Annotated in this window: 9 protein-coding genes; all 9 read right to left on the bottom strand. The window is 68.5% G+C overall.

The features are described 5' to 3' along the window. Positions 1–5: 5 nt before the first annotated feature. The 9 genes from BLQ76_RS16830 to BLQ76_RS16790 all read right to left on the bottom strand — a co-directional run bounded on the left by BLQ76_RS16830 (position 6) and on the right by BLQ76_RS16790 (position 12,439). Positions 6–1,217, bottom strand: coding sequence for an MFS transporter (locus tag BLQ76_RS16830; protein WP_090675664.1), 1,212 nt, complete (start codon positions 1,215–1,217; stop codon positions 6–8). Positions 1,218–1,388: 171 nt separating this feature from the next. Next, the gene (locus BLQ76_RS16825; RefSeq protein WP_090675662.1) at positions 1,389–2,990 is read right to left on the bottom strand and encodes an ABC transporter ATP-binding protein; all 1,602 of its coding nucleotides are present in this window, start codon (positions 2,988–2,990) and stop codon (positions 1,389–1,391) included. An 11-nt stretch (positions 2,991–3,001) separates the two neighbouring features. After that, positions 3,002–4,183: an ABC transporter permease gene (locus BLQ76_RS16820; protein WP_090675659.1), complete on the bottom strand. Its 1,182-nt coding sequence runs from the start codon at positions 4,181–4,183 to the stop codon at positions 3,002–3,004. Further along, complete coding sequence (locus BLQ76_RS16815; RefSeq protein WP_090675657.1) at positions 4,180–5,187, bottom strand: ABC transporter permease; 1,008 nt, start codon at positions 5,185–5,187, stop codon at positions 4,180–4,182. Before BLQ76_RS16815 ends, BLQ76_RS16820 begins: the two co-directional genes overlap by 4 nt. A gap of 81 nt (positions 5,188–5,268) precedes the next feature. Next, positions 5,269–7,326 carry an ABC transporter substrate-binding protein gene (locus tag BLQ76_RS16810; RefSeq protein WP_090675654.1) on the bottom strand — a complete coding sequence of 686 codons (2,058 nt, stop codon included), beginning with the start codon at positions 7,324–7,326 and terminating at the stop codon, positions 5,269–5,271. Positions 7,327–7,402: 76 nt separating this feature from the next. Further along, entirely contained in the window at positions 7,403–8,890 is a 1,488-nt protein-coding gene (gene melA, locus BLQ76_RS16805) for an alpha-glucosidase/alpha-galactosidase (protein WP_090675652.1), read from the bottom strand. Between the two features lie 187 nt (positions 8,891–9,077). Further along, positions 9,078–9,986: a helix-turn-helix transcriptional regulator gene (locus BLQ76_RS16800; RefSeq protein WP_090675650.1), complete on the bottom strand. Its 909-nt coding sequence runs from the start codon at positions 9,984–9,986 to the stop codon at positions 9,078–9,080. Positions 9,987–10,010: 24 nt separating this feature from the next. After that, a complete protein-coding gene (gene melA, locus BLQ76_RS16795; protein ID WP_090675648.1) occupies positions 10,011–11,387 on the bottom strand; it encodes an alpha-glucosidase/alpha-galactosidase in 1,377 nt (458 codons plus the stop codon). Positions 11,388–11,794: 407 nt separating this feature from the next. After that, a complete protein-coding gene (locus tag BLQ76_RS16790) occupies positions 11,795–12,439 on the bottom strand; it encodes a TetR/AcrR family transcriptional regulator (protein ID WP_210184185.1) in 645 nt (214 codons plus the stop codon). Positions 12,440–12,499: the final 60 nt, after the last annotated feature.

The raw sequence follows: 12,499 nt of genomic DNA, 5'->3' as shown, positions 1-12,499 counted from the left end.
GCGCATCAGGCGTGGGCGGTCCGATCCAGGCGCCGGCTCCACAGGACGGCGACCAAGGCCAGCGCGGCGAACAGCGCGCCCGCCAGCGGCAGATCGCGGAAGCCGGCGCCCGCCCCGATCAGTCCCGCCCCCGCCCAGGCCCCCAACGCATTGCCAAGGTTGAAGGCGCTTTGGTTGAGCGTCGAGGCGAGGTTGCGCGCACCCGCCGCCACCTGGACGATGCGCATCTGCATGGGCGCCACCACGCCGAACACCAGCGCGCCCCAGACGAACAGCAGCACGAGCGTGGCCGCGGGCGCATCCGCCAGAAGCCAGAGCGCCAGCAGTACCGCGACGATCCCCAGAAACAGACCCATCAGCGCGACCAGGAGAAACCGGTCCGCCGCGCGTCCCCCCAGGATGTTGCCGACCGTCATCCCGACGCCGAACACAAGAAGCAGAGCCGGCACGTCGGCTGGCGCGACATGCGTGACGTCGGTCAGAAGCGGCGTGATGTAGGTATAGACCGCAAACAGCGAGGTCGAGGCGAGTACGCTGATCGACATGGCGACCAGAACGGGACGGCGCAGGAGCACGCGCACCTCGTCGCGAAAGCCGACATCGGCACGCGGAACGCTGCGCGGAACCGTGAGCGCCAGCGCCAGGGCCTGAAGAAGCGCGAGCGCCGTGACGACGCCGAACAGCGTGCGCCAGCCGAACGCCTGCCCCACGAGCGTGCCGAGCGGAACGCCGACGACATTGGCCAGCGTCATGCCGACGAACATCAGCGAGATCGCCTGCGCCTGCCGGCCCGGTCGTGCGACCTCGGCTGCCAGCACCGCGCCGACACCAAAGAACGTGCCGTGCGCCAGCGCGGTGAACAGGCGCGCGGCCATCAGCAGCCCGTAGGTCGGCGACAACGTGCAGGCGAGGTTGCCGACCACGATGATCGCGGCCAGCGCCAAGAGAACGCGGCGGCGCTCCATGCGCGACGTCAGAACGGCCAGAAGCGGCGCGCCGAACACGACGCCGAGCGCATAGCCCGTGATCAGGAGCCCGGCCTGGGGGATCGTTGCACCGAGATCGCGCGCCACCTCCGGCAACAGGCCCATGATCCCGAACTCGCCCGTGCCGATCACGAAGGAGCCGAGCGACAGGGCTGCGATGGCCCAGCCCCCGCCGCGACCGGTCGACGCCGTATCGGGGCCGACGGGTTCGTCGATCGAAACCGAGATCATGGGTCATCCTCCCGGAGCGATCGATGGACAGGCTCGATCCCAAGCACGGTCGCCGGACCGATGGCCAATGCGCATTTGCCGACGCACCCATGCATCCGCCGCGCTCCTGGAAGGCGGCAGCCGCATGGCTGCTTCACCGAGCCGGACAGGGTGCCAGCCGGACCGGCGGCCTCAGGGCTGGAACGCGGAGTCGATCAGCCGGCGCGTATAGGGATGGGTCGGGTTCTCCAGAATCTCGGCGGTCGCCCCGCGCTCGCAGATCTCGCCGCCCTTCATCACCACCACGTTGTGGCAGAGCGCGCGCACGACCTTCAGGTCATGGCTGATGAAGAGGTAGGTCAGCCCGTGGCTGCGCTGGAGGTCGCGCAGGAGCTGGATGATCTGCGCCTGAACGGACAGGTCGAGCGCCGAGGTCGGCTCGTCGAGGAGCACGAACTCGGGCCGCAGCACGATGGCGCGCGCGATCGCGATGCGCTGTCGCTGGCCGCCGGAGAACTCGTGCGGGAAGCGGTTGAGGCAGTTGGGATCGAGATCGACGTCGCGCAGCGCCTCGCGCACCAGCGCCTCGCGTTCTCTGGACGAGGCCCCGATGCCGTTGACGACGAGCCCCTCCTCCACGAGATCGCGCACCGACATGCGCGGGTTGAGCGAGGCGAAGGGATCCTGGAACACGACCTGGAGCTTGGTGCGCAGCGGGCGCATCTCGGCCTTGGTGCGCCCCTGGATCGGCTCGCCCTGCCACAGGATCTCGCCGCAGCGCACGTTGAGAAGCCGCAGCATCGCCTTGCCGAGCGTCGACTTGCCGGAGCCCGACTCGCCCACGATGCCGAGCGTCTCGCCGCGCCGGACCGACAGCGTCACGTCGTCGACCGCGCGCAAGGAGGCGGTCCTGGAGCGCAGGAGCCCGCCCCAGCGGATGTCGAAGAAGACGTCGAGGTTGCGCGTCTCCATCACGACCTTCGCCGCCTCGGGGACCGGATCGGGCAGGCCGCGCGGCTCCGAGGCGAGGAGCTTTCGCGTGTAGGGATGTGCGGGCGCCTCGAAGACGGCGCGCGTCTCGCCGCGCTCCACGATCTCGCCGCGTCGCATGACGCAAACGCGGTCCGAGCGCCGCTTCACGATGCCAAGGTCATGGGTGATCAAGACCATGCCCATGTCGCGCTCGCGCCGCAGCGTGTCGAGAAGGTCGAGGATCTCGGCCTGGACCGTGACGTCGAGCGCTGTGGTCGGCTCGTCGGCGATCAGGAGGTCGGGGCCGTTCGCGATCGCCATGGCGATCATCACGCGCTGGCGCTGGCCGCCGGAAAGCTGATGGGGATACTGCGACAGGCGCATCTCGGGCTCGGGGATGCGCACCTGACGCAGGAGGTCGAGCGCCTCGGCGAGCGCCGCCTTCTTGGGCATGGGGCGATGCGTCGTGATGGCTTCCGCGATCTGGTCGCCGATCCGGTAGAGCGGATTGAGCGAGCTCATCGGCTCCTGGAAGATCATGGCGATGCGCCCGCCGCGCACGGCCCGCATCTGCCGCTCGGTGAGCCTGGCCAGATCCTCTCCCATGAAGCGGATGCGCGTGTCGGCACCGAGCCTGGCGTTGCCGGCCAGAAGCCGCATCACCGCGCGCGAGGTGACGGACTTCCCCGAGCCCGACTCGCCGACGATGGCCAGCGTCTCGCCGCGCTCGACGTGGAACGAGGAGGCGCGCACCGCCTCCACCGCGCCGTCCTCGTGGCGGAATGTGACGGACAGGTTCTCGACCTCGAGGAGGTGCGTCATGGTCGAGCCTTCTATTTCGAGGTCGGGTCGATCGCGTCGCGCAGGGCGTCGCCGAGCATGTTGAAGCCGAGCACGGTGACGAGGATGGCGGCGATCGGCGAAAGCACCCACGGGTAGGAGCCGAGCGTCTGAAGGTCGCTCGCCGCGTTGAGCAGCATGCCCCAGCTGACCAGCGGCGGGCGCACGCCGATGCCCAGGAACGACAGGAAGCTTTCCAGGAGCACGATGGTCGGGATCATGAGCGTGGTCGAGACGATCACGTGGCCGAGGACGTTGGGCAGGATGTGCTTGACGAGGATGCGCGGCGTCGAGGCGCCGATCGCCTCGGCCGCGCCGATATAGTCGAGCCGGCTGACCAGAAGCGTCTTGCCGCGCACCTCGCGAGCGAGCTGCGCCCAGCGCAGCGCCGACAGGATGAGGGCAAGGCCGATGAACACCAGAAAGGCGTCGGTGTTGCGCGGGATGACGACGACCAGCGCGAAGTAGAGGGGAAGTTCGGGCAGGGCCAGCACGAACTCCACGACGCGCTGGATCCACTCGTCGCCCCGGCCGCCGAGATATCCCGACAGGATGCCGACCAGCGTCCCGACGGTCACCGAGATCGCGACCACCAGCCCCGCCATCAGGAGCGTCAGACGCGAGCCGACGAGAAGGCGCGAGAGCATGTCGCGCCCGTCGCGGTCGGTGCCGATGACATGGAAGGCACAGTTCTGCGGCGCGGCGAGAAGATGCCGGTCGAAGCTCATGCCGAGCACGCGGTACGACCAGCCCTGGCCGAGAAAGGTCGGCTGGCATCGCGTCGCGGTGTCGACCGTCGGCACGAGAAGGAAGGTCGCCGGGTCGAGCTCGAAGCTCACGGGATGGGTGAAGGGCACGGGGTGGAAGCCGTCCTCGGAGCTGAAGTGCAGCGTCTGGGGCGGCTGGTAGATCGCGTCGGCGTTTCGCGCGTTGGGATCGTAGGGCGCGAGGAAGTCGGCAAAGACCGCCGTCAGAAGGAGAAGCGCGACGAGCGCGAGGCCGATCATCCCAAGCGGGTTGCGCCGGAAGCGCCGCCAGACGAGCGCGCGGTAGGAGCGCGCGCGCACCTCCGGCGCCTTGGCGTCGGCGAGAAGCCCCTCGTCGCGGGCGGCCTCGTCGGGATGGAGGAGCCGGCGCTCCTCGTCCTGCGCGATCTTGGCGTCGAGCAGCGTCATCGGAAGGCCCCCTGGCGCACGCGCGGATCGAGAGCGGCGAGCGCGACGTCGGCCAGGAAGTTGCCGATCACGAGGATCACGGCGAGGATCATGAAGATCGAGGCCGTGACGTAGATGTCCTCGACGAGCAGCGACTGGAGCATGAGTGGGCCGATCGTGGGGATGGCGAGGATGATCGCCGCCTCGAGCTCACCCGAGACCATGTAGGGCATGATCAGCCCCTGGTTCATGACGAGCGGATGGATGGCGTTGGGCACGGCGTGCTTCATGACGACCTTGCGCTCGGGCAGGCCTTTGGCGCGCGCCGCCTCGATGAAGGGCTGGCGCAGGACGTCGAGGAGATTGCCGCGCATGACGCGCAGATTGTAGGCGAGCCCACCGAAGGCCGCGATCAGGACGATCGGCCAGACATGGGCGACGAGATCAAGGAACTTCGCGAAGCTCCAGGGCGCGATCACGTAGGGCGCCGAGAAGAGCGAGCCGATCGTGGGCGAGCGCCAGACGAAGGCGAGAAGGTAGAGGATCACCAGCGCCATGAAGAAGCGCGGGATGGTCATGCCGAGGAAGGCGATCACGGTCGCGGCGCGGTCGCCCCATCGATGCTGGTTCACGGCCGCGAAGATGCCGAGGCCGCAGCCGATCAGCGTCGCAAGAAGGTGGCAGACGAGCGCGATGCCCAGCGTCCACCAGATGCGCTCGCCGATCACCGCGATGGCCGGGCGGTTCTGGAGGAAGGACGGGCCGAAGTCGCCGCGCGTGACGATGCCGCCGATCCACTTGGCGTATTGCACCGGCAGGGGATCGTTGAGGCCGAGGGTCTCGCGCGTCGCCTGGGCCAAGCGCTCGGCGTCGGCCTCGCCCATGCCGCCGCGGCTCATCGCCGTCGCCTTGACCGTATCGCCGTAATCGCCCGGCGGCGCCTGGATCAGGGCGAAGGACACGAGGCTCACCGCGAAGACGAGGCCGATCGCCGAGACGAGGCGGCGAAGGACGAAGCCGAGCATGGACGCACTCCCTACGGATCGCTTGGGATCAACGCGATGGCGCACCGCCGGGGCATCAGGACCCCGGCGGCGCGGCTTCCCTTACTGGACCCCCGGGAGGGTTCGAGGTGCCAGTTCGGGAACGCTGCCCTGCTGATCGGCGGGGACGAAGAGGCGTTCGCGCATCGCCCCATCCTCGCCCCAGCCGTAGGCCAGAACCGGAGTTCCGGCAGGCACGTTGTGCAGGCGCTTGCCGATCAGAAGCGCGGCCGGCACCGAGACGAGGCCGATCTGGTAGACGTTCTCGGTCTGCAGCCGGTTGAAGTCCCGCAGGAGGGCGTTGCGCTTGCCCGCATCCGGCTCGCGCTGGATCTGGCGCACGAGCGAGACGAGCTCGGTCTCGAAGGGCAGAAGCTCCTGCGGCTTCTCGGGCGTGCCGCGGTGCCATTCGGGCCGGTTGGCGGCGACCGGCGCGAGATAGTCGAGGTTCATGATCGGCGCCTGCGAGTAGCGGTCGCCGCGGCGCACGACCCAGTCCCAGGCGCAGCCGTCGATGAGGTTCACGAGCTCGGTATTGTTGGGCTGGAGCACCGCGTTGACGCCGACCTCGCGCAGCATGGTGACGAGCGACTGCGCGATGCTCGTGTCGGTCGGGTAGAGCGTGGAATAGGCGAGGTTGATGTCGAGGTTGCGCCCTCCCATCGCCGCCTTGTCCGCCGGCCAGTTGACGATGCCGTCGCCGTCCGTGTCGGTGAAGCCCATCCTGGCCAGCGCCGCCTTCGCCCCGGCGAGGTCGTAGGGGTAGAAGACCGTCATGTCGGGCGAGCCGAAGTCGCTCTCGGGATGGAGCCCGCCGGCGAACGGGATGATGAAGGGACCGCGCACGAGCGACTGGCCGAGCGCCTGCCGGTCGATGCCCTGGCTGACGATGCGGCGGAACTCGGCGTTGCGGTTCAGCTCGCGGATCGCCCGGTCACGGTCGGAGGCGACGCCGCAGACCGTCGAGTAGTTGGGCAGGACGCTCCAGTCGATCGAACGGGGGCCCCAGATGACCTTGGTCGGGAAGTCCGGCTTCTGGGCCTGGCGCATGGACTCGAGGTAGAGGCTCGGGTCCTCGAGGTTGGCGTAGTCGGCCGAACCCGCCACCGTCTGGATCGTGCGATCCTCCCAGGTCGACAGCTTGTACTGGACCTCGTCGAGGTAGGGCAGCTGGTTGCCCTTGTCGTCGACCTCGTAGAAGTAGGGGTTGCGGCGCATCACCATGATCTGGTTCGGCCGGTAGTCCGTGACCGTCCACGGCCCCATGGTCACCCAGGGCGTCTTGTCGGGCGAGAGCGCGGTCGCGTAGCTCTGGTAGGTAGCGTCCTTGTTATACTTCGGGTGTAGGGGCTTGAGGATGTGCGCGGGGCCCGGGCACATCTTCTGGTAGCCCATCTGGTAGAGCGTCGTGACCGGGAAGGCCTCGGTGAAGACCCAGCGGATCGTCGCGTCGTCGACCTTTTCGAGCTTCGTCCCCTCGCCGTAGGCGGCCGGCCGGCCCCAGGCGGCGACGCCGGGATCGTTCATGTTGTCTTCCCAATGGAAGACGACGTCGTCGGCCGTGAAGGGCTGGCCGTCCGACCACTTGGCGCCCTTGAGGAGGTGCATGGTGAGGGCGTGGCCGTCCTCGGACCACTCCCAGCGGGTGGCCAGCTGCGGCAGCGGCTCGGTGTTCTCGGGCGTCAGCATCCAGACCGGCGCGTTGCGCACGAGGCACTGGCTGATGATCTCCTCGACGCCGCCCCAGGCGAGGACGTTGCCGGCCGCCCAGTTCCACCCTTGCGGACGCGCGCCCGAGACGTGGCGCAGGACGCCGCCGTAGACGCCCGGCCCCTCGACGCTGGACGTGTCGACCACGAGCGGCACGGCGGGCAGACGGTCCTTGACGGGCGGCAGCTTGCCGGCCTTCACCATGTCGGCGACCCAGCCCGGCTCCTGATAGCTGTCGAGCGCGCGGGCCTGCATGAGCGTGTCGCGCGCGATGCGCACGCCCTCGCCCTTCTGCAGGCTCTGCCCGACGGGCGCCGGCTCGGGGCCCTTCAGCTCTTGCGCGCCCGCCGCTCCCGACAGGGCCATCGTCCAGAGGACCGCGATCGCGGTGCCCGAGAACCACTTCGTCATGCGTCCGTTCCTCCCATCCTGAATGGCGGCCGGATCTTCAGCCCGGTACCGCCGCCCTGTCCGATCTGGTGATGTGTCAGGCGCCGGGGCGCTGGCCGAGCGCGCCCATCGTGCGCCGCGCGGCGGTCGCCTCGCGGACCTCCTCCACCGAGCGCACCTCGCGGCGCGCCGCGCCCGCCCACTGGCGCGTCGGCACGGTGCCCTTGGCAAGACGCTCGCGCGCGGCCGGGATCGCGTCGGCATACTGTGGCAGCCATTCGGCCTGCGCCACGAGCATCTCGTCGACCATCTGCCAGACCTCCTCGGGCGAGCAGATCGCGCCGACCAGCGGGTCGTGCAGAACGGAGAGCTTGAGCAGCTCGACGTCGCCCGTCACCGCCGCCTGGACGGCCATGCGCTGGACGTCGACCGAGGCTTGGCAGGTCGCCGCGCAGCCGAGCGGCAGCGTCAGGTTCGACACCATGTTCAGGCCGAAGCGGTCCACGAAGCCGGTGGACTCGACGATGCAGTCGGACGGCAGGTTGGTGATGATGCCGCGGTTCTTGACGTTGAAATGCCCGCGATAGGTGCGGCCCGTTTCCAGCGCCTCGATGATATGGCTGCAATGCTCGTCGGTGCGGCGCGCGGGGTCGAGCCGCTGACCGGCCTCCTCCAGGAAGGCAGGGAAGTCCGTTTCGAACCAGTTGCGGCTCTCGGTGGAGTAGCGCAAGTACCCGCCCGTCTCGCCGTGGATCCAGTCCGACATGTCGATCCAGCGGCCGATCTCGTCGGGCCGCTTGCGGTACCAGGGCAGGTACTCCGACAGGTGGCCGTTCGACTCGGTGGAGTAGAAGCCGAAGCGCTTCAGGACGTCGATGCGCACCTTCTCCTGTTGGCTGAAGACGGGGTGGCGCTCGAAGGCGGCGACGAGCTCGTCGCGCCCGATGCGCCGGCCGTTGTGGCGCAGGTCGACGTACCACGTCTGGTGGTTGATGCCGGTGCAGATGTAGTCGAGCTCCTCGCGCGGAACTCCGAGCGCGCTCGCGATCTGGCGCCAGCCGTTCTGCACGCCGTGGCACAGGCCGATCGTGTCGACCCCGCCATGGTCGATCGCCGCCCAGGTGTTGATCGCCATCGGGTTGGCGTAGTTCAGGAGCCGCGCGCCGTCCTCGGCGACCTCGCGGATGTCGTGGCAGAAGTCGAGGATGGCGGGCACGTTGCGCTGGCCGTAGAGGATGCCGCCCGCGCAGATCGTGTCGCCGACGCACTGGTCGACGCCGTATTTCAGTGGAATCTGGATGTCGCTCGCATAGGCCTCGAGCCCGCCGATGCGCGAGCAGTTGATGACGTAGCGCGCGCCCTCGAGCGCGCGGCGACGGTCGCTCGCGGCCGAAACCTGCGTCGGCAGGCCGTTGGCCTCGACGATGCGCCGAACGATGCGCTCCGCCATGGCGAGGTTCTGCGGATTGATGTCGGTGAGCGCGATGTGCGCGTCGCGAAGCTCCGGCACGCACAGGATGTCGGACACCAGCTTCTTGGTGAAGCCGACCGAACCGGCTCCGATGATGGCGATCGTCACGGACATCGCGGCCCCTCCCCTTGCGTCTTGCGGCGGTCCGGCCCCTGCCGGCTTCTCGGCCGCGACGGGTCGAGGCGGATCGACCCGGTTGCGTTGGATCGGAGGTTATCGCCGGGTATTTGGGGCGCGATAGAAGCAAAATGTCGGATGGAGGGTAAAATCGTGCTGGGCTGCCGCAAGCGGTGCGGCGCCGTCAGCCACTCGACGCCGGGCTCCCGGCATACATGCCGCTGGTGCGGAAATCGCTCGGGCTCGTGCCGAAGGCACGTCGGAAGGCCTTGGCGAAATAGTTGGGATCGTCGAATCCACAGTCGATCGCGATCGCCTTGACGGGTCGCTCGCCGCTGGCCAGCAACCGCGCCGCGCGCCGCATGCGCTCGTTCAGGACGAACTCGCCGGGCGAGATGCCCTCGGCCGCCGTGAAGAGACGGGTGAAATGAGCGCGGCTGAATCCGGCGAGATGCGCGAGGTCGTCGACCGAGAGGCGCGCCGTCAGATGGTCGCGCACATGCGCCTTGACGAGGTCCACCGCATCGCGAACCGGCGCCCCGTCTTCCGCCGCCGGCCGGCCGGGGCCGAGAATGTCGTCGTAGAGCGCCATCTGCGCGGCATAGGCGTGGGCGGACGCCGCACCCGGCGTCACCCCTCCCCCCTCGGTGAGCTTCAGGCACTCGCCCGCGATGGCGTCGATCGTCGCCGCCGCCAGGCGGAAGACCGGCCCGGCATGCTCCTGCACCGCCCGGTGAACACGCAGGGCCTCGCCGCCATACATGGAGATCCAGAAGAACTCCCAGTGCCCGCCCGCGGGCACCGTGTAGACATGGTTCGAGGGGATGATGACCAGCATGGTCTGGCCGGGCCCGACCTCGTAGGCGCGGCGCTCGAAGACGAGGCGGCCCGCACCCGAGATCGTGTGCTGGAGCACCGTGAAGGGTGCGGCACCGCGTTTCTGCCCGTCCCAATGGTAGCCGTCGGCGTCGGTCAGCCGGTCGTAGCCGGTCGAGGTCGGCATGGTGTGCAGCCGGTGGCGGCTGCGCGCCAGCGTCACGATGCGCATGGCCGAGCCCTGCGCGCGAAAGCGGCGCAGGAGCTCCCCGTCCATCCCGCCCTCGCTCGCCACGGCCGCTCAGGCGGCGTTGCGGCGGCCGTCCGGCTTGGGACGCGCCCATTCGGGTATGAAGTCCCCGTGGGCGCGCAGGAGATCGGCGGTCAGCTGCCAGATCTGGTCGAGGTCGAGTTCGGCGGCGGTGTGCGGGTCCATCATGGCCGCATGATAGATGTGATCGGGATTTTCCTCCACCAGCGCGGCGACGGTGAGCTCCTGCACGTTGATGTTGGTGCGCATGAGCGCGGTCAGCTGGGGCGGCAGGCGTCCGATCCGCGTCGGCTGGATGCCGCTGGCGTCGACGAGGCACGGCACCTCGACGGCCGCGGCCTCGGGCAGCGACGAGATGCAGCCGTTGTTGCGCAGGTTGCCGTAGATCACCGAGGGCTCGCCGGTCCACACCGAGTTCACGATCGAGGAGGCGTATTCGTGGCTCGCCTTGACCTCGATCCGGTCGGCGTCGCGGTACTGCTGGACCTGCGTCTTCCAGCGGGCGATCTGCTCGACGCAGCGCTTGGGATATTCGTCGAGCGGGATGCCGTAGCGCTCGATCAGGTCCTCGCGGCCCTCCTTGATGAAGTAGGGCGTGTATTCCGCGAAATGCTCCGAGCTCTCGGTCACGAAGTAGCCGAGGCGCGTCAGCATCTCGTAGCGCACCTTGTTGGGGCAGCGCTCGTTCCAATGCGAGGGCTTGGGAATGCGGCCCGCGCGATAGCCTTCGAGGAGCGCGGGATAGAGGTCCTTGTAGGAGCCGTCCGCCTGCCGGTGCTCGAACTGGAGATAGAAGGCCATGTGGTTGATGCCGGCCGCGCGGTAGCGGATCTCGCCGAGCGGAATGTCGAGGTCGCGGGCAAGCTCGAAGGCCGTGCCCTGCACGGAGTGGCACAGCCCCACCTGCCGGATGCGGGGGAACTTCTCGGCGATGGCCCAGGTGTTGATCGCCATCGGGTTGACGTACTGGAGCAGGATCGCGTCGGGGCAGACCTCGGTCATGTCGGCGCAGATCGCCCACAGGTGGGGCACCGTACGCAGGCCCCGCATGATGCCGCCGACGCCCAGCGTGTCGGCGATGGTCTGGCGCAGGCCGTATCGCTTGGGCACCTCGAAGTCGGTGACGGTAGCAGGCTCGTAGCCGCCGATCTGGAAGGCGACCACCACGAAGTCCGCCCCTTCCAGCGCCGCGCGCCGGTCGGTGAAGGTCGTGACGGTGCTCTTGCTGCCGAGCGTCGCGGCGAGCTTGCGCGCGACGATCTCGCTTTCGCCGAGGCGCTGCCGGTCGATGTCCATCAGCCGGATCTCGATGTCGCGCAGCGCGGGACGCTGCAGGATGTCGCCGACGATGTTCTTCATGAAGGTCGTCGAGCCCGCGCCGATGAAGGTGAGCCTGGGTTGAGACATGGATCCGATCGCCCTCTGCGGTCCGGTTCGCTCCGGCTTTCCCGGTACCGGCGTTTTTATGTTGGATCCCGGCACCCTAACGGAGCCCGCACAAAGGAACCTAGCGGGGATTTCATGCCTAAACGGGTAAAATTAGGCTGCCGATCGTCGCCCGTGGCATTCCAGATACGTGCGCATCGAGCCCGAGCCGGTGAGCGAGCCTCTTCCGGATCGTCCGACCGCGACGTCGTCCGTTGGCCGGCGGTACTGGCCGTTCCCGACAGACGACGAGTTGCAGGATCTCGGAAACCTCGCCGTGCGTCATGATCCCATCGCGCCTCGAACGATGGGGCGGCTCCCCGGCGGAAGTTGCCCATCGTCACCTTCTCGCGCCTTGCGCTCCCGGCCACCGCCCTGTGCGGGCCGACCTAAGGGGTGCGATCGTGGCGCCCATCATCTGCGGAAGGATCCGAAGCCGGTTCTCGCAAGAGCGCCAGAACCGCGTCCTGCAGCAACTGCTTGTGGCGGGCTTGAACGGTTCCGTCGGCCAGGTCGCGATCGAAGATGGCGCCGAACGTATGCCGGTTCGAAACGCGGAAGAAGCAGTAGGACGAGATCAGCATGTGCAGGTCGATCGGGTCGACGTCGCGCCGGAACACCCCGCTTTGCTGTCCCCGCCTCAGGATGTCGGCGATCGTGTCGATCACCGAGACGTTGAGCTGCCCGAGCGTGCCGGACTGCCGCATGTGCGTCGCCCGGTGGATGTTCTCGATCGTCACGAGGCGAATGAACTCGGGGTTCGCCTCGTCGTAGTCGAAGGTGAAGTCGACGAGGCGACGCATGGCCTCCTCGGGGTCGAGATCGCCGAGCCTCAACTCCGCCTCGACGCCCCGGATACCGGCATAGGCATGTTCTAGGACGGCTAGGTAGAGCCCCTCCTTGGACCCGAAGTGATAGTAGATCATCCGCTTCGACGTGCGGGTGCGCTCGGCGATCGCATCGACGCGCGCGCCCGACAGGCCATGGGCGGCGAACTCCTCGCGCGCCACCAGAAGGATGTCGTCTCGGGTCATCCGGGTTCGGCTTGCCTGAGGCGTCGCCGTGCCGCGTCCGCGACCGGCGCGGTCGGCGGA

The sequence above is a fragment of the Aureimonas jatrophae genome, from assembly GCF_900104035.1.
In the GTDB taxonomy this organism is placed as follows: Bacteria; Pseudomonadota; Alphaproteobacteria; order Rhizobiales; family Rhizobiaceae; genus Aureimonas; species Aureimonas jatrophae.
This window is presented reverse-complemented; position numbering and strand designations above follow the sequence as displayed.

Excerpts from the sequence above, each read along its gene's own strand:
- BLQ76_RS16790 (WP_210184185.1), bottom strand. The coding sequence starts at position 12,439 with ATGACCCGAGACGACATCCTTCTGGTGGCGCGCGAGGAGTTCGCCGCC.
- BLQ76_RS16815 (WP_090675657.1), bottom strand. The coding sequence starts at position 5,187 with ATGCTCGGCTTCGTCCTTCGCCGCCTCGTCTCGGCGATCGGCCTCGTC.
- BLQ76_RS16830 (WP_090675664.1), bottom strand. The coding sequence starts at position 1,217 with ATGATCTCGGTTTCGATCGACGAACCCGTCGGCCCCGATACGGCGTCG.
- BLQ76_RS16800 (WP_090675650.1), bottom strand. The coding sequence starts at position 9,986 with ATGGACGGGGAGCTCCTGCGCCGCTTTCGCGCGCAGGGCTCGGCCATG.
- BLQ76_RS16810 (WP_090675654.1), bottom strand. The coding sequence starts at position 7,326 with ATGACGAAGTGGTTCTCGGGCACCGCGATCGCGGTCCTCTGGACGATG.
- BLQ76_RS16825 (WP_090675662.1), bottom strand. The coding sequence starts at position 2,990 with ATGACGCACCTCCTCGAGGTCGAGAACCTGTCCGTCACATTCCGCCAC.
- melA (WP_090675648.1), bottom strand. The coding sequence starts at position 11,387 with ATGTCTCAACCCAGGCTCACCTTCATCGGCGCGGGCTCGACGACCTTC.
- BLQ76_RS16820 (WP_090675659.1), bottom strand. The coding sequence starts at position 4,183 with ATGACGCTGCTCGACGCCAAGATCGCGCAGGACGAGGAGCGCCGGCTC.
- melA (WP_090675652.1), bottom strand. The coding sequence starts at position 8,890 with ATGTCCGTGACGATCGCCATCATCGGAGCCGGTTCGGTCGGCTTCACC.